Source organism: Pseudogracilibacillus amylolyticus (SeqCode) (assembly GCF_051918545.1).
Taxonomy (GTDB): domain Bacteria; phylum Bacillota; class Bacilli; order Bacillales; family Amphibacillaceae; genus Pseudogracilibacillus.
On record NZ_JBPPZG010000018.1, the window covers coordinates 1 to 20,246 of the forward strand.

Below are 20,246 nucleotides of genomic sequence, written 5' to 3' on the forward strand. Positions count from 1 at the left end.
GGTGCGTAAACTGCTTGATGTCTGCTGTATTTAAGTCATTAGAAGCCCCTTCAAATTGCATCAGCAATTAGTGGGGGAGGTTCACTATTCTTTACACTACTTATCTTACCATTAAAATCCTTTCACTAGAGAGTTTATTTTCACAATAGAGTTTTGCTAAGAAGGTTGAATAGAAAACTGAAGGAACACACAAGATTGTGGACATAAAAAGACCCCGAGTTCGCAAATGTTTATTCGCACGAAAACGGGGTCTAACGAGCAGACGTTTTTTCTATTTCATCTTCTCTGGTAACAAACGGATTGATTCATTCAGCACGTCAAGTTTTCCTTCAATACGATGTAGTAAATAAAACGTAATCGCAATGGGAAAACTGAGTTCTGTTATAAATGTCACCCATGTTTCCATCTCATTTCCTCCTCACTTTATTAAAAACAGACCAGAGTGATCGTGCCCCTGGTCTGTTTTATTCGAACTTATTGAATTTCCTAGCTCCCATTAGAAGATACACTCTTCTAATGCCTGCTTACTCCTCCATTCCGATATCAATATCTGTCACCGTACGCTCAACAATTCTAGCTCCCTTTTTCGCAACTAGATCTCCTCCAGTTGAGCCGAAGCAATTTTGAGAAATCACTTCATCCATAGCTGCATTTACCGCTTCTGGATCAGCTGGATCAACCGGACTGTCAAGTGTGTACGTAACTGACTTCCCCTCTTCGTTTTCAAAAATCAGTTCTAATTTCTTCATCTTTACCCTCCTTCCTGTTTACTTTTATTTTACATTTGCCTTAATATTGGGAGATTTCTGAGCTGTCTGAGCGCTCAACTCCATAAAGCGGCAATGTTTGTAACCCGGCTAATGCATGAGCTACATCGTACAATTGATCTGCTGTTGCGTCCGTCTTCACGTTGTTAAACGATTTTACTTTAATAATGACATTGCCTGATGTTGGATGAACTCCATTGTCTAAGGCAAGACGCAATTGGGAACGAATGATTCTGCTTACTGCCATTCCTCATCACCTCGCTTTCACTACTACAATCGTGAGTCAGAAAGAAAAGGTGTGATAATTTTTTAAAAATAATCGTCGACCCTTGTTTGAGTCCTGGTCCATACGCTTTGTACCTTCTGAGTCAAAGGGGAGTACAACAATCTCCCCTATTGTTTATGAAATTATATGTTAAACATCCTATTTCCAAAAATAACCGTTTATAAAAACGAATAATTTTACTTCTTTTATAGAAAATATGACCATGAGGAACTTTTACTACAGTTTTTAACGATCAGAAAGAGGAGGAGTATTATTGAAATACGTAAGATTCATTTTACTAATTGTTATGTCTGTATCCATCCTGCAAGGGTGTAATACAGCAAAGGAGAAAGCCGATAAGGCTGAAGATAAAACAGAAAATGTCAAAAATGCAGCCGAAGATAAAACAGAGAATGCAGTTGAAGATATAAAGCAAGACGATCGCAAAGGAACAAATAATACCAATAATGAGAACGACGAAAATACTGACGAATATGACGAAGAAAAATTTAAATTGGATAATGAAACCGTCCCATTTACATTTCACAAGTTTAAATTAAAAGCCACATACGAAAACGATAAAGAATATAAAGCTAAATTTGAAAAAGAAGAAGATGATTATCTAGAGGCGGAATTTAAAGACGAAACTAATAATGAGGAACTGGAAGGAAAAGCAGCTTACGATCATCTAAAGGATAAACTAGAAAAGTTAACTTTCGATCAACATACGGATAAGAATAAAGTAATTGAAGAAGTGACTAAAGAATTTGATTTAAATCCTGATTATAAAAGCTTGAAGTTAAAAGTACGGTTTGAAGACGGAACGGAAAAAGAATATATAAAATAGTTATTTTCCATGATAAGTGTTGATAGTTAGCACTTATCTTTTTTTCTAAATCATGCCAACGTAAAAGTTATTAAAAATAGAGAAGAATAGAAAAAGACAGGAACAACATTTTGGGAAGTAACCAATAACCAAAAAAGTTGCCTTTACCTTTGATGATGTATTTTACACCATAAGTACGATGAGAGAAATAAAATATTTCATTACATCAAAGCATTCTTTTAATAGTTTCCCTTGCCGAAACATTTCATGAATAACTTAATTACTTAATGGAAAATTTAATTATAATAAAAAACTTTAATCGAGTGTGAGAAAAATGTTACAGCAATTATTTCAAGGAATTTTATTAACTGTTGTCATTACATCTTTTCCAAATTCAAAGAATGTAGAGGAATTTGGCTATTCAATCGAAATGTTACCATGGGAAACAGTAAATGAAATAATCCCTAATAAGAATTTTTTCACAATTATGGATGTGGATACAGGATAGAAATTCAATGTGCAAAGAAGAGCAGGTAGCAGACACGCCGATGTCCAACCAGTTACCGACAATGATACAAAAATCATGAAAGAAATATATAACGGAAAATGGGATTGGAAAAGGAAGGCCATTATCGTCATCGCAAATGGTCGTTGGATCGCAGCTTCTATGCATGGTATGCCACACGGTGCAGGAGCTTTAAACAATAATTTCCCGGGGCATTTCTGTGTTCACTTTTATGGCAGTACAACTCATTTGACAGGTAAAATGGATTTGTCACACAAGTTAATGATTTATAAAGCTGCAGGAAAACTTGAAGATTATATTAATCGCGGAGAACCAGAAGATATTGTGAAAGCGTTAGTCACTGGAATTAAGCAACAAGATGCAGACATAATGAAAAATACTTCAACTAAACAAATGGATTGGAATAAAATTAATGATGAAATAAAAAATATTAAATTAACTGACATAAACATCGTTAATGAACTCCCACTCTTTCATGAATTTGAAATAAAGTTGGATTGGGTAACCAAAGATAATCATCTAGAAAGTTATGAGGGGAAAATTTCTGTAGTTCGACTTTCACCTATAGATCCTTGGAAAGTAGATAATGAGAAATTTTTCCGGGAATTATTAATAGCTGACCCAAAATAAAACAAGAGGACAAAAATTTTTTATGCAAGAAAAGACGAACTATGTTGTTAGATTTATCCACAGTTTCGGAAATATATTTCGCTTTTTACAGGCACGGCCTAAAGCTCCTCGTTTCAAGTCGCTACAGAGAGACTTGGGGACTGGCACGATCATCCCATCGGAACATTTACTGTTCTCCACGAACCGACAGAGTCCTAACGTTTGGCGTTGGACTCAATTTTTTTCGGTGGGACGGAAGCATAGCTAGTAACCGCTTTTAGTCTACGAAGAATCTACGTATATTTCCTATGCTTAATTACATATGTTCGTTCTTTCAGACGCTATTTATGTCCCAGCTTCTTAGTTTCATTCCGCCCTTCCTTCTTAAAGTTAATTTCCTCAAATATTTGGGAGGATAGGAGAAATATTAGTGCCTCCTTTTTGGATGAGTTATTGGTGATACAATTAATGAAGCCCGTACGATCCCGTTCCAAAAGAAAAAACGCCTCTATTTGAACGTTTACCTATAGAAATTATTCGCAGTAAAAATCGTACAATAAAAGTTTTCCAAGCCCCTTTCTTTAATCTCTTTTTGTATAAATAAGCCACATAAACTTGAAAATCGGTAACATTCGCTTCCAACGAAATGGCTGTTTAATTATTCGGTATAACCACTCCAAATTTAATTTTATCCAAAAATCAGGGGCCCGCTTAACTTTTCCCGCGAACACATCTAAACTTCCGCCTACTCCCATAAAAATTCCTTTTGAAAATGCTGGTAAGTTTTCATAAATCCACTCTTCTTGTTTAGGAAATCCTAATGCAACAAAAATAAAATCAGGTTCTCCATCTTTAACTAAATTCACGATGGCAGCATCCGATTTATCAAAAAATCCGTGATGTCTACCTGTCACTTTTATTCCCGGATATTGTCGTTTTATGTTACTCACCGCTGCTTTATTTACCTCCTCAGAGGCGCCTAGAAAAAAACATTTTGCTCCAGATTCATTTGCAAACTCTAACATATCCTTCATCAGATCGAATCCGGCTATCCTTTCTATTAGAGGCTGCTTTTTATGTTTAGCTGCAAGAATAATCCCAATCCCATCTGGTACGACAAAGTCCGCTGATTGAACAATCTTTTTATACGATTTATTTCTTCTAGTCTCCATCACAATTTCCGGATTTGCTGTTACAATGAAACATTTTTCATTGGAAGTGAAATGGGTCTTTACTTGTTTATGTAAAAAATTATACTTACTATTATTAACAAAAGAAATATCCATAATTTCGACTTTCCCGTTATCTTTTACCATATTATTGCAACCCTTCCAAAACATTTAGAAAATACTATTAAAATCTTAATCTTTTTTACCTATTTATATTTACGAAATGACAAAAAAATAGTAGAATATGTAGAGACTGATATAATTCGTCATTATTTTAAATTTTATCATTGTACATCTTTTTTTTCTATTTGTAATAAAACACTCTGCCATTATTTATAATATAAATATAGTGTCTAACTATCCAAAGAAAGATTGGAGATCTAATTATGATTGAAAATAATTCGAGAATCGCTCAAAAGAAAAAGCGTGTTCTCAAAAAAAGATTTAAAATATTATTCCCATTTTTAATTGTTATTATAGCTATAGCTTCATATTCTATGTATTTACATTCTAAAGCCGACAGTGCAATTTCCGAATCACATGATGATATAAATCGGGATAAATCAGATTTACGGGAAGAATATGTTGACCCTAAATTCGATAGTGTGTCTATCTTATTGATGGGGATTGACTCAAGTGAAAAGCGTGGCTCTGATGATGAGGCAAGAACAGATGCGCTAATGGTAGCTACATTAAATAAGGATGAAAAAAGCGTTAAATTGCTTAGTATCCCAAGAGATTCTTACGTATATATCCCGGAAGTTGGTTACGAAACAAAAATTAACCATGCCCATGCTTATGGTGGCCCACGAGCAACAATAGAGACTGTTGAAAATTTACTTAATATTCCTATAGACTATTATATCAGAGTTAATTTCGAAGCATTCATGGATGTAGTTGATGCAGTCGATGGAATTACTGTAGATGTCCCATACGAATTTCAAGAACAGGATTCAAAAGACCGTGCGGACGCCATTCATTTATATCCGGGAGTGCAGAAATTAAATGGTGAAGAGGCATTAGCCCTTGCCCGTACTAGAAAAAAAGATAGTGATGTTGAACGAGGAAAACGTCAGCAAGAAATTATGAAAGCATTAGCTGATCGCGCATTATCCGTCAGTTCCATTTTAAAATATGATGATGTCATTGACGCTATCGGTGCAAACTTAAAAACGAATATGACATTTTCCGAAATGAAAAGTTTCTTCGGCTATTTAACAAACGGAACGAATATGGATATCGAAACATTAAATATCGATGGCGAGGACTATAAACCAGGTTCAACTTACTATTGGCAACTGGATGAACGCTCGCTCGCTAAAACAGTTAATATATTGGAAGAACATTTAGAACTTCCCGTAACAGATTACGGTTATGATTTTGCGGAGGAAGATGAAACAAACGAACAAACAACATACTAGAGAATATAAACGCTTGGGTCTTGATGCACCCAAGCGTTTTTCTTTCATCATGTAATTATAGTCTACGGAATATTCAAAAGCTTGCATTATAACCACGCTGCCTCTAATATTCGTGTTATCATCTTATCCTCTAACTCTTTTTACTAATTTCGTCAAAGGTTTAAATTTACTGTCAATTAATTCAAGTGTTTCAATTAAAATCTGTATCACAATAAGTGAAATCGTTCCAATTAACACCGCACCCCAAACTGTTGACATCGATAATAAAATTGCAGCAACACCAAACATTCCACTTAATACATACATAAAAACAACCGTCTGTCGATGTGTCATCCCAAGTTTTACAAGCCGATGATGTAAGTGAGAACTATCTGGACTTGAAATTGGCCGTTTTTGAATTACTCTCCGGACAATTGCGACAGCTGTATCAAAGATAGGCACTGCCAAAATGAGAATCGGAATGATAAAGGAAATCATCGTAACATTTTTAAACCCGAGAAGTGATAATACCGCAATCATGAAACCTAGAAACAAAGCGCCTGTATCCCCCATAAATACCTTCGCCGGGAAAAAATTAAATGGTAAAAATCCAAGAATACTCCAAAATAAAATGATCGACATACTAAGAACATACACATTATCCATAAAAATTGCCATCACGGCAATCGTAAACAGCGCAATTGCGGATACACCGGCAGCCAATCCATCCAATCCATCGATTAAATTAATCGCATTTGTAATTCCTACGATCCACAAAATCGTCACAAGGGCACTAAACCATCCGAATTCAATTTGTCCACCGAATGGCAAATTAATAAATTCTACTTGCAATCCGCCATAAAAAACAACAATACTAGCAGCAGCAACTTGAATAATAAATTTTGCCTTTGCCGTTAAATGAAATAAATCATCGAAAAAACCGAGTAAAATAATGACGAAAGCACCAATAACAATAGCAAGATGGTGTGGACTTTGCGGTTGAATCAACAATAAACCGACCATAAAACTAATAAAAATAGCTAAACCGCCCAAAGTAGGCATAGGTGAAATATGGACTTTACGCCAATTGGGATTGTCCACAGCATTCAGTTTCAAAGACATTTTTATGATGAGTGGTGTACTTAAACATGCGATTACGGCACACAGAATGGACAAATAAATTATTTTAATCATCAGGCACCTCTACCTTGAAATCATTTTCAATAGTTTTTAACGTTTCATTCAGAACTATTCGTGTTTATGATAAATCGAGTAATTTTTTAATTAAATACGTTTATATACATTATAAACCTCATTCGCACATTTATCTAATGAAAAATTGCTCGATGCGTAAGAATAGAGGCGTTGTCCCATTTGCCTTAATCCATCTGCATGTAAACAGACCGCTTCCCTCATCGCTTCAACAAGACCATCCATATCACTCGTTGCTACTTTCCATCCCAACTCATCTTGATAAATTAACTGTTCTACATCTCCCACATTCGTTGAAATGACCGGCGTTTTCGCACGTGCAGATTCTAACAAAACATAAGGAAAGCTCTCACTTAAAGATGTTAATAAAGTAACATTTGCGATTTTATAAAATCGATCGATATCTTTACGCTCTCCAAAGAAATGAACATGGCCTTTTAAATCAAGTTGCTCGACTAGTTGCATTAATTTATCTTTCAAGCTTCCGTCTCCTAATAATAATAGATGAACATTTTCTGGTTCACTTTTCATCAGTTCCGCAAAAGCTCTAATAGCAAGACAGTGACCTTTTACACTTTCGAGCCGGGCTACTTTAATAAATAAAAAGTCGTTCGGCAAAAACCCAAGCTGTTCACGAAAGTTTTGAGGTTCTTCCAGACTAAATTCTGACCCAATTTCCTCTAAAAAATCGATGCCATTATGAACCGTTCTCATTTGATTCGTATTTACTCCTGCACTCGCTAAAGCAGGATAAAAAGCATGACAAACTGAAATAATTCGGTCTGCATTTTTTAACGATTGCAGATGAAGGCGAGTTAATAATTTACCGTATAATCCTTTATCTTGAAAATCAAAAAACGGATCACTGTGAACCGTTATAATCCAAGGAAGCTTCACTTTTTTCTTCAACATGTTCATGTACACATTTGCCCGCGGACCATGTGTGTGAACATGCGTAATGTTTTCTTTTCGGATAAATTGTTCGATTTTTCGAAGTAAAGGCATACTGAATCTTGTCCCATTTTCAAAATATATTGTTTCGATATTCGCTGCCTTTGCCCGTTGATAAAGCTCTGCCCTCTCCATTACACCAAGGACACATGAAACAGAACCAGCTTCTTTAAACTTCCCGAGCATACGCAAAATATGATACATTCCACCACCTGTTTCATTCCCTGCATTTAAATGCAAAATTTTCACTCTCTGTTCTCTCCCAATTCGTTTTATTTGTTCCTCAATATAACCAATTGGGTGTACAAATATAATCTTGAATAAATCGAATCGGCTTTGACGATAATGAAAAAGACAGTATTTTACGTCAGGTGTGGATAACATGACTAAAGCGGAACGAGTAATTTTTATTATCATTATTTTGTTACCAATTATCGATATCATCACATCGTTTACGACAAATTTGCCATTATCATTCGGTGCATTATTAAGAACAGGCTTCATGTTCTTTTTATTTATTTTTATCGTTAATTATCTTCGACCAACAGTCAATAAGTTGTTTTTATTTAGCTTACCGTTGCTTAGTATAACATTAACTTTTCTCATTAATTTTGTGTTAAAACAACCTTTCTATATTACAGAGGAAATCCAATTTATTGTAAAAACTGCTTACTTTGTCATGATGATTTTCAGCGTATTTGTAATTTTAGAAAAGCGACTGGTAAAAAAAGATGTGATTTTACAAGGAACAGCAATTGCATCCATTATCGTAGGTGCCTCCTACTGGACTGCAATCTTGACAAAGACGGACATCACCAGTTATACGTATGTAAAAGCAGGATATTCAGGATGGTTTTATTCAGCAAACGAACTAAGCGTCATTGTGATTATCTTACTTACTTTAGCGATCATTCATTTTCATGCAAGTCGATCCGCTCTTTCATTGGTTGCATTTGGCTTTATCCTTTCGATGACTCCAATGATTGGAACGAAAACAGCTTTTTATGGCGCAATCATAATCATCCTAAGCTATCTTGGTTTAATCATTTTCATGAAACAATTAAAACAAAACTTACCTTTACTGGCTGTCACTGTTTTCAGTATCTTTTTCTTACCACTTACACCTTCTATGACAAATATGACATCCGTTGATTCACCAGTTGAGAAAACAAAAAGTACGGAACAAGAAATGAAACAGCAGCTAATGAGTTCCAGAGATATCTATCTTGGAGAAAAAAAAGCGGACTATTTACAAGCTCCTTTCATTCGAAAATTGTTTGGACTTGGCTATGCAGGTGATTATCAAAAGAGTCCCAAAATGATCGAAATGGATTTTTTCGATTTATTTTTTAGTTACGGAGTGGTTGGTACATTCATTATTTTGTTTCCCCTACCTGTTTTACTAAATAAACTACTCATTTATCGGTTCACCATTCCTTATTTTCTTTTGCTTTTAACTGTTGCGCTCATTGGAGGCATCGCTTTTGTCGCAGGCCATGTTATGTTTGCGCCGGCGGTCATGACGTATGTTGCTATTTTAGTTATTATGATCGGTCTAGAAGCGAGGGAAGCTGCATGAAAAAAGTTTCCATCATTGTTCCGGTATATAATGCAGCTGCTTATCTGGAAGTATGTATAACAAGTATTTTAAGACAAACGTATAAAAATCTTGAGATTATTTTAGTTAATGATGGCTCAACAGATGAAAGTGGGAACATTTGTGATCAATATAAGGACACTGACCCACGAATCACTGTCATACATCAAGAAAATGCCGGCCCGTCTGCTGCACGAAATACAGGTATCGAACGAGCAACTGGAACGTACTTACAATTTGTTGATGCAGATGACCGGATAAAAGAAACAACGACACAGCAATTCATGCATTTCATGGAAACTTATGACGCGGATTTAGTTATTTGCGGGTATGAATCAGGAAATCAACTACTTTCGCCAACGGTAACCGGTTTTTTTACTAAAGAAGTATTTTTAAATCATATCGGGCTTTTGTATAAACAGATTATTCTACCTTCTCCATGTAATAAGATGTACCGGCTAGAAAAAGTAAAACATCATGGAATTCGTTTTCCATATAGTCATTCTTTTGGAGAAGATTTATTATTTAATCTAAATTATATCGAAAATAGTACATCATTTTATATATTGCCAAGCAGTTTATACGTATATGAGCAAAATCCGCACTCCTTAACTAATTCTTATATCGATAATATGTTTGAAAAGCAGAAAAAACTTTATAACGATGTAAGAATGTTTTTAGAAAAAAACGATAGTTGGACACATGATAACATCGCGCATCTTGAAACAATTTTTGCAAATGGAGTAATTCATGCTATAACGAATCTTTTTCATCAAGGGAGTCCCCTCTCTACGAAAGAACAGAAAAATCAGCTAAAGATCATCTGTAATCATTCTGATGTTATGATGAAGTCTCCTTATTTTACCAGTAGTGTCCAAGCAAAATTAATCGGCACCTTTATACGAAAAAAAGCATATCGACAAGCTTTTTTATTTTTTAAATTAAAAGAATTTATGCGAACGAGACTTAGATGGATGTTTGTCCTACTGCAGCAGGTTGATAAGAGGTGAAATTACATGACTCAGGTAATGATTTATGCTTATACAGCAAATAATTTGGGAGATGATCTTTTCATTCATACCATCTGTACACGCTATCCGAACACAAAGTTCTTATGCTATGCACCTAATAACTATCAAACAACATTTAACTATTTGCCAAACCTAGAGATCATTCCAAATAACCGTATTTTGAACAAGTTCATTCATGCTGCTTTAAAACCGTTTAACAAAGAATTTTACTTACGAGAACAACTAGCCAAAACTTGTGAGATTGGTGTATATATAGGTGGGTCTATTTTTATGGAGCAAACAGGTTGGGAAAAAGAAGCTCAACAGGTGCAAACGATGAAAAATTCTCATGACTCGTTTTTCATTTTGGGAGCTAATTTCGGACCGTTTCAAAGCAGAAAGTTTTATCAAACATATGAAAAAAATTTTCAGGGAATAACTGATATTTGTTTTCGAGATCATCAATCAAAAGAATTATTTACCCATTTACCCGTGCGGCAAGCAGCTGATGTCGTTTTCCAATTAAAAGATACATTTTCTCACGGAAAACCGAAAGAACAGATCCTTATTTCCGTTATTTACCCTTCCATACGAAAGGACTTAAAAAAATTTGATGCTTCCTATTTTAAAGGGATAGCCAATATTAGTATTCATTTAATAAATCAAGGATATGACGTGTTGTTAATGGCTTTTTGTCAAGAGGAAAAAGATCATTTAGCAATGAATGAGATTCTTTCACTCATTCCAAAAGCATTGCTTCATAAAGTGAACACGTATACATATCAGACAAATTTGCAAGAAGCAATCTCTAAATTAAGCGAGTCTAAAGCTATAATTGCGACACGATTTCATGCAATGATTCTTGGCTTGTTTTTTCATAAGCCGGTGTTTCCAATTATTTATAGTGAAAAAATGAAGACGGTTTTAGAAGACATAGAGTTTCCGAATTTGTATTCGACGATACAAAACATCGATTCAGTTACCCCGTCACAAGTAACGGAAACATTTTATCAAGAACCATTAGATATCCAAAATTTTATCAAAAGTTCAGACAAGCAGTTTGATATGCTCGATCAATTTTTAAATTAGTGTTGAGGGTTTACATGATGAATAAGAAAGAGAAATTATTAAACGATACAATTCTATACGGAATTGCCAATTTCGGATCATCTACATTAACTTTTTTAATGCTGCCGTTATATACTCGATATTTTACTCCCAAAGATTTTGGGACATGGGATTTAGCTATTACGACGATTACTTTACTCATCCCTTTTATTACATTTGAACTAACAGCTGCGACCTATCGTTGGCTTCTTGATAAACAAACAAATTATTCAAAGCAAACGATCATATCGACCGGATTTTTCCAAATTTCACGGCATTCACTTCTGTTTAATTTGCTTGCCATCTTGGTATTTTACATTAGTAATTTTACTTATAAATGGGAAGCTCTCTTATTGCTTAATGTGATGATTTTTAGTAGTTTTGTTCAACAAAGCGCGCGCGGTCTAGGACATAATCGATTATTTGCGTCATTAGGAATTATTCAAACGTCTATTGTGATAAGCTTAAATTTACTTTTTATCCTCTATTTAAAACTAGGTATCGAGGCTCTATTTTATGCAAATAGTATTGCAGGTATAAGTATCATTATTCTCGCTTGTTATCGCATGAATTTTTTGCAATATCTCCTTACCAGCAGTGTTTCTGGGACGTTGCTTAAGGACTATATGGCATATGCGATACCAATAATTCCTGCTGCTGCAAGCTGGTGGGTCATGACGATGGCAGATAGATGGATCATTGCGACTTTTTTAGGCGTTTCTGCAAATGGAATTTACGCGATTGCGATTAAGATCCCTGCAGTCCTCTTAATCATCAACTCGGTCTTTTCTTTAGCTTGGAAGGACAGTGCTATTCTTTCATTTCAAGCAAAGGATAAAGATTCATTTTTTTCAAAAACATATGAATACTATTTTCGGCTTATGGCAACTTCTGTTATTTGTTTAATCTTAATTGCAAAACCGGCCATTCGTATTTTTATAGGGAATGAATTTTTTGAAGCATGGAAATATAGTGGATTCGTTCTAATTGCAACACTTTTTCACTCACTGGCATTATTTTGGTCTGCTGGATTTCATGGAGCCAAAAAAACGACTGCCATATTGTCTACCACTATAGTAGGAGCAGTCGTTAATTTAGTATTGAATATATTACTTATTCATTATCTTGGTCTATATGCCGTCGCTATTTCGACTTTAATTGCCTTTTTCTTAACTTGGGTTATTCGGGTCCGAGTCGCAAAAGAACTATTCACCATTACTTTTAATAAATGGGATTTTTTAATTCTTTTTTCTGTTATGTTCGTCGCCTTATTTATACCGTTCTATGCAAAAAATATCACATTAGCCATCAGTATTGTAGGCAGTGTCTTACTATTCTTTATATATAACCGAAAATTAATAGCTTCTATTTGGTTCGCTATCGTCAAGAGATAGACTTATATCCGTTTTCCATTCTTTTGGGCTTATAGTTAGTATGTTCAAATAATGCTTTTACAGTTTTTTCTGTTGCGTTACCATCATCCCATTGGCAAAATTGCTCATAAAACTCCTCATACTTCGTTTTATACTCGTTGCTAATTTTATCAATATTTTCAATCGAATATATCACTTCATCTGTATTCATTAATAGTGGACCTGGAAGATCTTTATTAATATCTAAATAAAACCCTCTTAATTCATCACGATATTTTTCTAAATCGTATGTGTAAAATAAAATTGGTCGTTTTAAATTACTATAATCAAAAAATACAGAAGAATAGTCTGTAATTAACATATCAGACACTAAATATAACTCCGCTATATCTTCGTAATGTGAAAAATTAAATGCGAATCCTTCCCATGCGGATAAGTCAATATCATTTGCAATAAAATAATGCATTCTTAAGAGAATAATATACTCATCACCAAGCCGTTCCTGCATTTTTTGTAAATTTAATTGGAGCTCGAAGTTATACTTTCCCTTTGCAAAATAATCATCATCTCGCCATGTCGGAGCATATAAAATAATTTTCTTATTCGTCGGCAAATTTATTTTCCTTTTTAAATCTAAAATATCTTCTCTGTTATTTTTCTGATACAAAACATCATTTCTAGGGTAACCGAATTCCAGCAATTCCTTATCGTACTTAAAGGCACGACGAAAAATGATAGATGAATACTCATTCGGTGAATTCAAAAAGTCCCATCTTCTCGATTGGTAATAAAAATTTTCTTTATATTTGGGATCTGCTGAGTGAATCTCATCCATGTCAAAAACTAACTTTTTTAGAGGAGTTCCATGCCATGTTTGCAAGTAAATATTACCTTCTCGTTTCTCCAAATACTTTGGAAGTCGTGAATTACTTATCCAGTATTTTGCTCTTGCAAGATAGTAAAAATATCGTAGGCTGAACCGCTTCACCTGAATGGCATTCCCAGGAATATTCTTTTTTTCTCTGAAGCTCCAAACACACTTGTACTCCGGGTAATTTTCCTGTATATATTCATAAATATATTTAGGATTATCTGAATAACTTTTCCCTAAAAAGCTCTCAAAGAAGACGAGTTTCTTTTTTAACGGAAGTTTCATAAATATTCTTCGATACAAAAAAAGTTTTCTGTCTTTTCTTAACCTAATTCGAATATCCCTAAACAAATGATGCCTCTTCATCACGTTCTTAAACTTATGCATATTTCCACTTACAATCGTCTTAATTTCTTTCTTCAATATTCTATCGTATGAATCAAGTATTTGCTTATCCATTAGTATAATCGCTTTATATAATACAGGAAAAATTGCATTAATAGCATCATTATCATAAAAATAACTGATAATTTCTTTCCGATAAAAGTTTAACAAGTTTCGATCCAATCCATGATGAGCTTCCTCTTCAATTAAGTTAAACTTTAAATCTGTATAAGCTAATAGAAAATCCTCAATTCTTTGCTGCGGACTCAATTGGCTTAAAGACGGATCCGATATTGGGTCATTTCGTTTTCTATGAAAATAAATAGCCTCTTCTAAATAAAGCACACAATCACATTTTTCAAAAGCCGGAAACAAAAAGTCTAAATCCGAAAAACATTGTAAATTGCTAGCGAATTTAATATTTTGTGTTACGATAAATTCTCTATTAAAAAGTGTATTTAACACTGAGTTGTTTTTTGTTAAATCAAACCGTTTTGCTGTATATACTTTTGGTTTAAATAGCCCACGAAATGTAATCGTGAAACCGCTACTTAAGTCTGTAGTTTTTATCTTCCCTTTAATGATTTGATGTTTTCCAATATTACCTACTAATAGTTCAATTGTCTCAGGGGGTATATAATCATCACTGTCCAAAAAATAAATATAGTCACCAGTCGCTTGTTGAACTCCAAAATTCCGAGCAAATCCCACACCTCTACGTTTCGGTAATTGATACAACTTTATCCTATTATCTCTCTTTTTTAACGTATCTAGTTGAGTCGTACAAACCATATTACTTCCATCATTAATCAAAATAATTTCTATGTTTTTGTGAGTCTGTTTAATTACTGAATTTATACATTCTTCCGCATATTTTTCCGTATTGTAAACTGGAATTATTATTGATACCTTTCCCATCATGCACTCCCCTTCTTAAATCAACATAATACTATACCTGTTTATAATTAACCATGCATTAAAGACCCTTATATCTATTGAAAAGAGAGAGAAAGGACTTTCAAGTACACATCATATAATTATGCCTAAATACTCAGATCCTAATGGTTCCATTATCAAATATAATTATCCGTTTAAATCAAGCAACAAAGTCAGATTTTTAAATTTTTTAATTATTATTTAACTATTTGCTTTAATGTCGAATCAAAATTAAATTATTTACGTAAGAAAGAAAGGCTACGAATTATTTTTTCAGTAGCCTTTGAATAATTTTATTCTGTATATAAAAAATGTTCATGTATCCATATATTATAATTATTTAATGTCCCTTTATACCAAACATTGTTTCCAACTAAATCCGTTTGAGATACTTTAAAGTCCTTATTTTTAAATTCGCTTAAATCATCATATATACAGTTTTTTTCTCCACCCCATGGTTTATTATAAGCTTTTCCAGCCCCTGTTAACAGAAATGTTTTAGCATCATTGTCTACAAAAGTATGATAATGAACAGATACATCATTAGCTTTCATCCATCCTAAAGTATTATGAACTGCACTTGGCTCATCACTTAGTAAGTAAAATAATTGGTCATTATAAGTTGCTTGCCTTTTTATATAATAAACAGCTTTTTTAAATTTGTTTGATGATTCCTTTAGAGATAAGTTTTTTGGTGTACGATAAATATATGATTCCCGAGCTCGAATATGTCCAAGAGCGCTAATCGGTCTTACTTCACATTTATCTTCAACCACTTTTTTTGTATAAAAATCATTAATTTCTAGTTTATTCTTTATATTTTTTCCTGTTATAATTCTTCTTTGATTTTCTATCGCTAATTTCTTATAATTTTTCCGACCTTCATTATCAAGTTTTTGCCACTTATTTAAGAACTCTTCATATTTAGGTATAATTTCTTCTACAGTTCCATAATCCTTTACCATTCCATATTCTAACCATAAGATTTTTTCACAAAATTTTTTCATTTGTCCTATTGAATGGCTGACAAAAATCATTGTTTTACCTTCTTGTTTGAATTCTTGCATTTTTTTTAAGCTTTTTTCAGCGAATGCTTTATCCCCTACTGATAAAGCTTCATCAATTATTAAAATATCGGGGTTTACATTCACCGAAATAGCAAATCCTAGTCTGGATTTCATCCCACTTGAATATGATTTTACAGGTTGATCAATGAAACTTTCTAATTCGGAAAACTCTATAATATCATCTTCTAAAAGTTTAATTTCATCTTTATTGAAACCTAACATTAATAGTTTTAATTCAATATTATCCCTTCCTGACAAGTCATTTTTCAGGCCGGCCGAGACAGCTATAAGCGATACTTCGCCATTAACTTTAACTGAGCCTGAGGTTTCTGGTACAATTCCAGCTATAATATTTGAAAGAGTTGATTTCCCCGAGCCATTTATCCCAATAAAACCTATGACTTCACCATGACTAGCTTCAAAATTAATATTTGTTAGAGCGTAAAAATCCTCTCCATAATTTCTGGGAGAAGCTAGATCTAGAATTCGTTCTTTTGTATTATTATATAATTTATATTTCTTTGTTAACTCCTCAACGATAATTGCTTTTTCCATTTCATCAATCCTTATAAATAATCAATGAAGTATCTTCTAAACCTTATATGAAGCATAGATCCAAACAAAAACAGTATTATTACTAACCCCCAAAAATACAATGAATATTGCCAATGAGTTAGAACATACCATTCAGTACCAAACAATGCTGAACGATAGCCTTCAATCAAATAATAAATAGGATTTAATTTCATAAGCTTCATAATAATAGGAAAGTTATTTAATATTGTAATTGGCCATAGTACGCCAGATAAATATAAAAGCATTCTCAATGTTGAATTTAAAAACATATGCACATCTCTAACTATTGTTGATAAGGTTGATGTTATCAACGAAATCGCAAATAACAAACAAATTGATGCAAATAAAAAATAAAAAAGCTGTAAATAGTATATAGTTACAAAATATCCAGTAAATTGTAGTATAATTATAGATACTAACAACATGATTAAATGGATATATAACTTAGAAAAAATTACAAAGTTGGGAATTACACTTAAAGGAAAGTTCATTTTTGAAAGCATTCTTAGCCTTGAATAGATCGATTTAGATCCTTGAATAATGGATTGATAGCAAAAAATCCACAAAAAGAAACCGGCTAGCAACCATGAAAAAAAGGATACTTCTACTCCCGCTGCCACTTCAACTGGTGCTCTATCTCTAAGTGTTCCAAAAACAAACCAATAAATTAATATTTGAATTGCTGGATTTATTATTTCCCAAGCCATGCCAAGATAGTTATTTTGATTTTGACTTTTTAACTCATATAACGACAAACGTCTTATTAAATAAAAATGTTTAATTTGCTCATTTATCACAATTAATGCTGATTTCATAATTTTCCCTTTCCAACTCTTGATATATAGAGCATAATTCTTAAATACTTCTGATAAAAGTTAACCATTTACTTTTATACTTTTTTTCACTAAATTTTTCCCTTATATTTATTGCATTCTTTGAAAGTTTATCTCGCATCTCATCGTTTGTGAGGATATCAATTATTTTATTAGCTAATTCCTCTTTATCTCCATCTTTTACTAAAAAGCCATTAACTCCATCTTTAATTATATCTTTTGGTCCATATTTTATTAAATATGAGATAACTGGGGTACCTTCTGCCATACTCTCCGTTATGACCATACCAAACCCTTCTCTTAAAGAAGTCAAAATTGAGCAAGATGCTGACTGAAATACGCTTTTGGGATTTGAACTAAATCCTTTTAAAAATACGTTCGTCTCCAATTCCAATTCTTTTATTAGCTTTTTTAAATTACCCTCAAGCGGACCATACCCATATATTTTATAAACAGCGTCGGGAATTTTGTCCACTACTAATCTGAACGCCTTAATTGATTCTTCTATCCTCTTATCTCTGTGATAACGGGCTAAAGTTACAACAGTTTTGGAATTATACTTTATTTTCTTCCCTTGACTATTCGAGTCGGGGATTAAAGGTTCATAAGCATGGGGTATTACTATACATTTATTTCCCAATTTGTATACCTGTTCTATATCTTCTTTTTGTTCCTCTGTGAACACTATAACTCTGTCAAATTCATCAATCCTTTTGAACAATCTTTTATAAGATGATTCAATTTTATTTATATCTTTATATGGTTTAGATAAATGATTAGCATGGATAACTGCAATTTTTCTAATATTACGATGTTTCACATTCATGATCATTTTATCTAGTCTTCTTAATTCGCAAAATACAACTGGAAATTTAATGTTATTTAGTTCTTTTTCCAGCCATTCTTGTTGCAGCTGATATAAAGTTTTATATGACTGTTTCTCATTATTAAATAATACAGTAAACTCTTCCTTATTAGTATTTATATTTACATGTACGCTAAGAAAGCATTGTCCCTTATGATCAATGTATCTATCTAAACGTGGACGATTAGTAGTCTTGTCCATGTGTCTAACACGTATTAAATTTCCTTTCTCATCGTATTCTTCTCTTTTATTTCTACGTACATTTTCATCCATGTAGTCAATAAACTTTAGACGCTTATTTTCATCAAATCTTTTATATTTTTGATAAAAACCATTTCTATAATATCTAAAGGCAATATCGTTTCCCCTTGGCACTTCTATCTCAGTAAAACCTGTTTCTTTTATTTTATTATGTTCACTTTTCGTTCTTTTCCAGGGTAAGATTACTTTTTTATCTTTCAATGATTCAAAAAAGTTTATCACCTTAACGTTCTTGTCTAATATTTTCTTTTTATACAAATCATTTATTATTTCATTGTGAAATTGTTGATATAAAATTGTGATAATCAAAACCTGTTTGTAATGCTTAGCTAATAAATTTGCTCGTTTGATAGATGCTCGAGTAATACCGCCTCTTTCTAGCTTTAAAGATCTAACTAAAATTACAGGTGTTTTCTCCAAAATAATTCTCCTTTCGAGATATTGATCTTAAAACTATTCTTTATTAAATATTTGCTGAATAAACCTTTTACTCGCTAATCCATCTTCTAAATAACAAAACTCCATGTGAAATTTCTCTATTTTTTTAAATGACATGTCATCTTTTAATTTTGCTATTTCACCTATCAGTTCTTCCGTTGTCTTTACTAAAGGTCCAGGAGCTTGAGCCTCAAGATCAAAATAAAAACCACGTAATTTATCTCGATATTCTTCAATGTCATATACATAAAAAATTATCGGCTTTTTTAAAATTGCAAAGTCAAAAAATACAGATGAATAATCCGTAATTAATAAATCTGCAATTAAATAAAGTTCTCTAATATCCTCGTGATCCGATAGGTCGTAAACAAAACCTTTGTATTTAGATAAGTCAAGATTCTCTGCTATTAAGTAATGAAACCTAACTAAAATAATATATTCATCTGATAGTTCTTCTTTTAATGTTTTAAGATCCATTTGAATATCAAATTTATAACGGCCACGCCCATAAAATTGATTATCTCTCCATGTTGGTGCATAAAGAATAATTTTTTTATCTGAAGGTAAGTTTATTTTCCTTTTAATTTTTGCCATTTCTTCACTGCAGTTACAATTTATTAAGTAATCATTTCTCGGATAACCTAACTCAATAATTTTGTTGTTGAAGTTAAAAGCCCTTCTAAAGATAGTTGTGGAATATTCATTAGGTGAGATTAAATAATCCCACTTCTTTGCTTCATTCAAAAAATCTTTTTTATATTTTTGGGCATTAATTCCAGGCATATAAACTTCATCCATATCAGCAGCTAACTTTTTTAATGGAGTTCCATGCCAAGTCTGTATATAAATAGTGTTCTTTGGTTTAGGTATCCACAGAGGTAATCGGCTATTCGTTATCCAATATTTTGATCTATTCATTAAATATATCCATCTAAAAGAAAATCTGCGAACATATTTTACGTCATAGGCTTGAATCCTATCGATGGATCTTTTCTCAAAACTCCAAAACATTTTATATTCTGGGTAGTTCGCTCTTAAGTATTCGTATATAGCCCGCGGGTTATCACTATATTGTTTCCCCAAAAAACTTTCAAACATAATAAGATTTTTTCTTTTTGGTAAAATATAACCCATTATAGAAAAAAATAGTTTATAAAATATTAATATTTTTTTTTTAATTTTAACGATCAATTTTACCACCAT

At 32.8% G+C, this 20,246-nt stretch carries 19 protein-coding genes and 1 pseudogene; 8 read left to right on the plus strand and 12 right to left on the minus strand.

Annotation, left to right across the window (positions count from 1 at the left end; all coding sequences use genetic code 11):
* Positions 1-271 precede the first annotated feature (271 nt).
* The 3 genes from ACPYKA_RS03685 to ACPYKA_RS03695 form a co-directional block, all read right to left on the minus strand.
* Positions 272-406: a YvrJ family protein gene (locus ACPYKA_RS03685; protein WP_336259542.1), complete on the minus strand. Its 135-nt coding sequence runs from the start codon at positions 404-406 to the stop codon at positions 272-274.
* A 118-nt stretch (positions 407-524) separates the two neighbouring features.
* Positions 525-749, minus strand: a complete 225-nt coding sequence (locus ACPYKA_RS03690) for a DUF2922 domain-containing protein (RefSeq protein ID WP_479541059.1) — start codon at positions 747-749, stop codon at positions 525-527.
* 40 nt (positions 750-789) lie between these two features.
* A complete protein-coding gene (locus tag ACPYKA_RS03695; RefSeq protein ID WP_479541060.1) occupies positions 790-1,014 on the minus strand; it encodes a DUF1659 domain-containing protein in 225 nt (74 codons plus the stop codon).
* Between the two features lie 292 nt (positions 1,015-1,306).
* Here ACPYKA_RS03695 and ACPYKA_RS03700 point away from each other — a divergent pair, with 292 nt between their 5' ends.
* From ACPYKA_RS03700 to ACPYKA_RS03710, 3 genes are all read left to right on the plus strand, one after another.
* Positions 1,307-1,879: a YusW family protein gene (locus ACPYKA_RS03700; protein WP_479541061.1), complete on the plus strand. Its 573-nt coding sequence runs from the start codon at positions 1,307-1,309 to the stop codon at positions 1,877-1,879.
* A 313-nt stretch (positions 1,880-2,192) separates the two neighbouring features.
* The gene (locus ACPYKA_RS03705; protein WP_479541062.1) at positions 2,193-2,366 is read left to right on the plus strand and encodes a hypothetical protein; all 174 of its coding nucleotides are present in this window, start codon (positions 2,193-2,195) and stop codon (positions 2,364-2,366) included.
* A gap of 9 nt (positions 2,367-2,375) precedes the next feature.
* Positions 2,376-3,014, plus strand: coding sequence for a hypothetical protein (locus tag ACPYKA_RS03710; protein ID WP_479541063.1), 639 nt, complete (start codon positions 2,376-2,378; stop codon positions 3,012-3,014).
* Positions 3,015-3,574: 560 nt separating this feature from the next.
* Here the strand turns inward: ACPYKA_RS03710 and ACPYKA_RS03715 are convergent.
* Positions 3,575-4,309, minus strand: a complete 735-nt coding sequence (locus tag ACPYKA_RS03715) for a WecB/TagA/CpsF family glycosyltransferase (protein WP_479541064.1) — start codon at positions 4,307-4,309, stop codon at positions 3,575-3,577.
* A gap of 239 nt (positions 4,310-4,548) precedes the next feature.
* Here ACPYKA_RS03715 and ACPYKA_RS03720 point away from each other — a divergent pair, with 239 nt between their 5' ends.
* On the plus strand, positions 4,549-5,583 hold the full coding sequence (locus tag ACPYKA_RS03720; RefSeq protein ID WP_479541065.1) for an LCP family protein: 1,035 nt from the start codon (positions 4,549-4,551) through the stop codon (positions 5,581-5,583).
* 123 nt (positions 5,584-5,706) lie between these two features.
* Here ACPYKA_RS03720 and ACPYKA_RS03725 read toward each other — a convergent pair whose 3' ends face one another.
* Together ACPYKA_RS03725 and ACPYKA_RS03730 are read right to left on the minus strand one after the other, a co-directional pair.
* Entirely contained in the window at positions 5,707-6,756 is a 1,050-nt protein-coding gene (locus tag ACPYKA_RS03725; RefSeq protein ID WP_479541066.1) for a glycosyltransferase family 4 protein, read from the minus strand.
* Between the two features lie 90 nt (positions 6,757-6,846).
* On the minus strand, positions 6,847-7,974 hold the full coding sequence (locus ACPYKA_RS03730) for a glycosyltransferase family 4 protein (protein WP_479541067.1): 1,128 nt from the start codon (positions 7,972-7,974) through the stop codon (positions 6,847-6,849).
* 133 nt (positions 7,975-8,107) lie between these two features.
* Between ACPYKA_RS03730 and ACPYKA_RS03735 the strand changes: the two genes are divergently transcribed.
* The 4 genes from ACPYKA_RS03735 to ACPYKA_RS03750 are packed head-to-tail and all read left to right on the plus strand — an operon-like array spanning position 8,108 to position 12,833.
* Positions 8,108-9,304, plus strand: a complete 1,197-nt coding sequence (locus ACPYKA_RS03735; RefSeq protein ID WP_479541068.1) for an O-antigen ligase family protein — start codon at positions 8,108-8,110, stop codon at positions 9,302-9,304.
* Positions 9,301-10,332 carry a glycosyltransferase family 2 protein gene (locus tag ACPYKA_RS03740; protein WP_479541069.1) on the plus strand — a complete coding sequence of 344 codons (1,032 nt, stop codon included), beginning with the start codon at positions 9,301-9,303 and terminating at the stop codon, positions 10,330-10,332. Before ACPYKA_RS03735 ends, ACPYKA_RS03740 begins: the two co-directional genes overlap by 4 nt.
* Positions 10,333-10,338: 6 nt before the next feature.
* Entirely contained in the window at positions 10,339-11,421 is a 1,083-nt protein-coding gene (locus ACPYKA_RS03745) for a polysaccharide pyruvyl transferase family protein (RefSeq protein ID WP_479541070.1), read from the plus strand.
* A gap of 14 nt (positions 11,422-11,435) precedes the next feature.
* Positions 11,436-12,833 carry a lipopolysaccharide biosynthesis protein gene (locus ACPYKA_RS03750; RefSeq protein ID WP_479541071.1) on the plus strand — a complete coding sequence of 466 codons (1,398 nt, stop codon included), beginning with the start codon at positions 11,436-11,438 and terminating at the stop codon, positions 12,831-12,833.
* On the opposite strand, the gene ACPYKA_RS03755 is transcribed toward ACPYKA_RS03750, so the two are convergent.
* The 6 genes and pseudogenes from ACPYKA_RS03755 to ACPYKA_RS03780 form a co-directional block, all read right to left on the minus strand.
* The gene (locus ACPYKA_RS03755; protein WP_479541072.1) at positions 12,823-14,985 is read right to left on the minus strand and encodes a bifunctional glycosyltransferase/CDP-glycerol:glycerophosphate glycerophosphotransferase; all 2,163 of its coding nucleotides are present in this window, start codon (positions 14,983-14,985) and stop codon (positions 12,823-12,825) included. The two genes, ACPYKA_RS03750 and ACPYKA_RS03755, sit on opposite strands and share 11 nt — an antisense overlap.
* A gap of 311 nt (positions 14,986-15,296) precedes the next feature.
* On the minus strand, positions 15,297-15,557 hold the full coding sequence (locus ACPYKA_RS03760; RefSeq protein WP_479541086.1) for a GW dipeptide domain-containing protein: 261 nt from the start codon (positions 15,555-15,557) through the stop codon (positions 15,297-15,299).
* Positions 15,558-15,848: 291 nt separating this feature from the next.
* Positions 15,849-16,625 (minus strand): annotated as a pseudogene (tagH, locus tag ACPYKA_RS03765) (teichoic acids export ABC transporter ATP-binding subunit TagH); the annotation flags it as partial.
* A gap of 11 nt (positions 16,626-16,636) precedes the next feature.
* Positions 16,637-17,461: an ABC transporter permease gene (locus ACPYKA_RS03770; RefSeq protein WP_479541073.1), complete on the minus strand. Its 825-nt coding sequence runs from the start codon at positions 17,459-17,461 to the stop codon at positions 16,637-16,639.
* Positions 17,462-17,501: 40 nt separating this feature from the next.
* The gene (locus ACPYKA_RS03775; RefSeq protein ID WP_479541074.1) at positions 17,502-19,025 is read right to left on the minus strand and encodes a glycosyltransferase; all 1,524 of its coding nucleotides are present in this window, start codon (positions 19,023-19,025) and stop codon (positions 17,502-17,504) included.
* A 33-nt stretch (positions 19,026-19,058) separates the two neighbouring features.
* Positions 19,059-20,243 carry a CDP-glycerol glycerophosphotransferase family protein gene (locus ACPYKA_RS03780; protein ID WP_479541087.1) on the minus strand — a complete coding sequence of 395 codons (1,185 nt, stop codon included), beginning with the start codon at positions 20,241-20,243 and terminating at the stop codon, positions 19,059-19,061.
* Positions 20,244-20,246 lie beyond the last annotated feature (3 nt).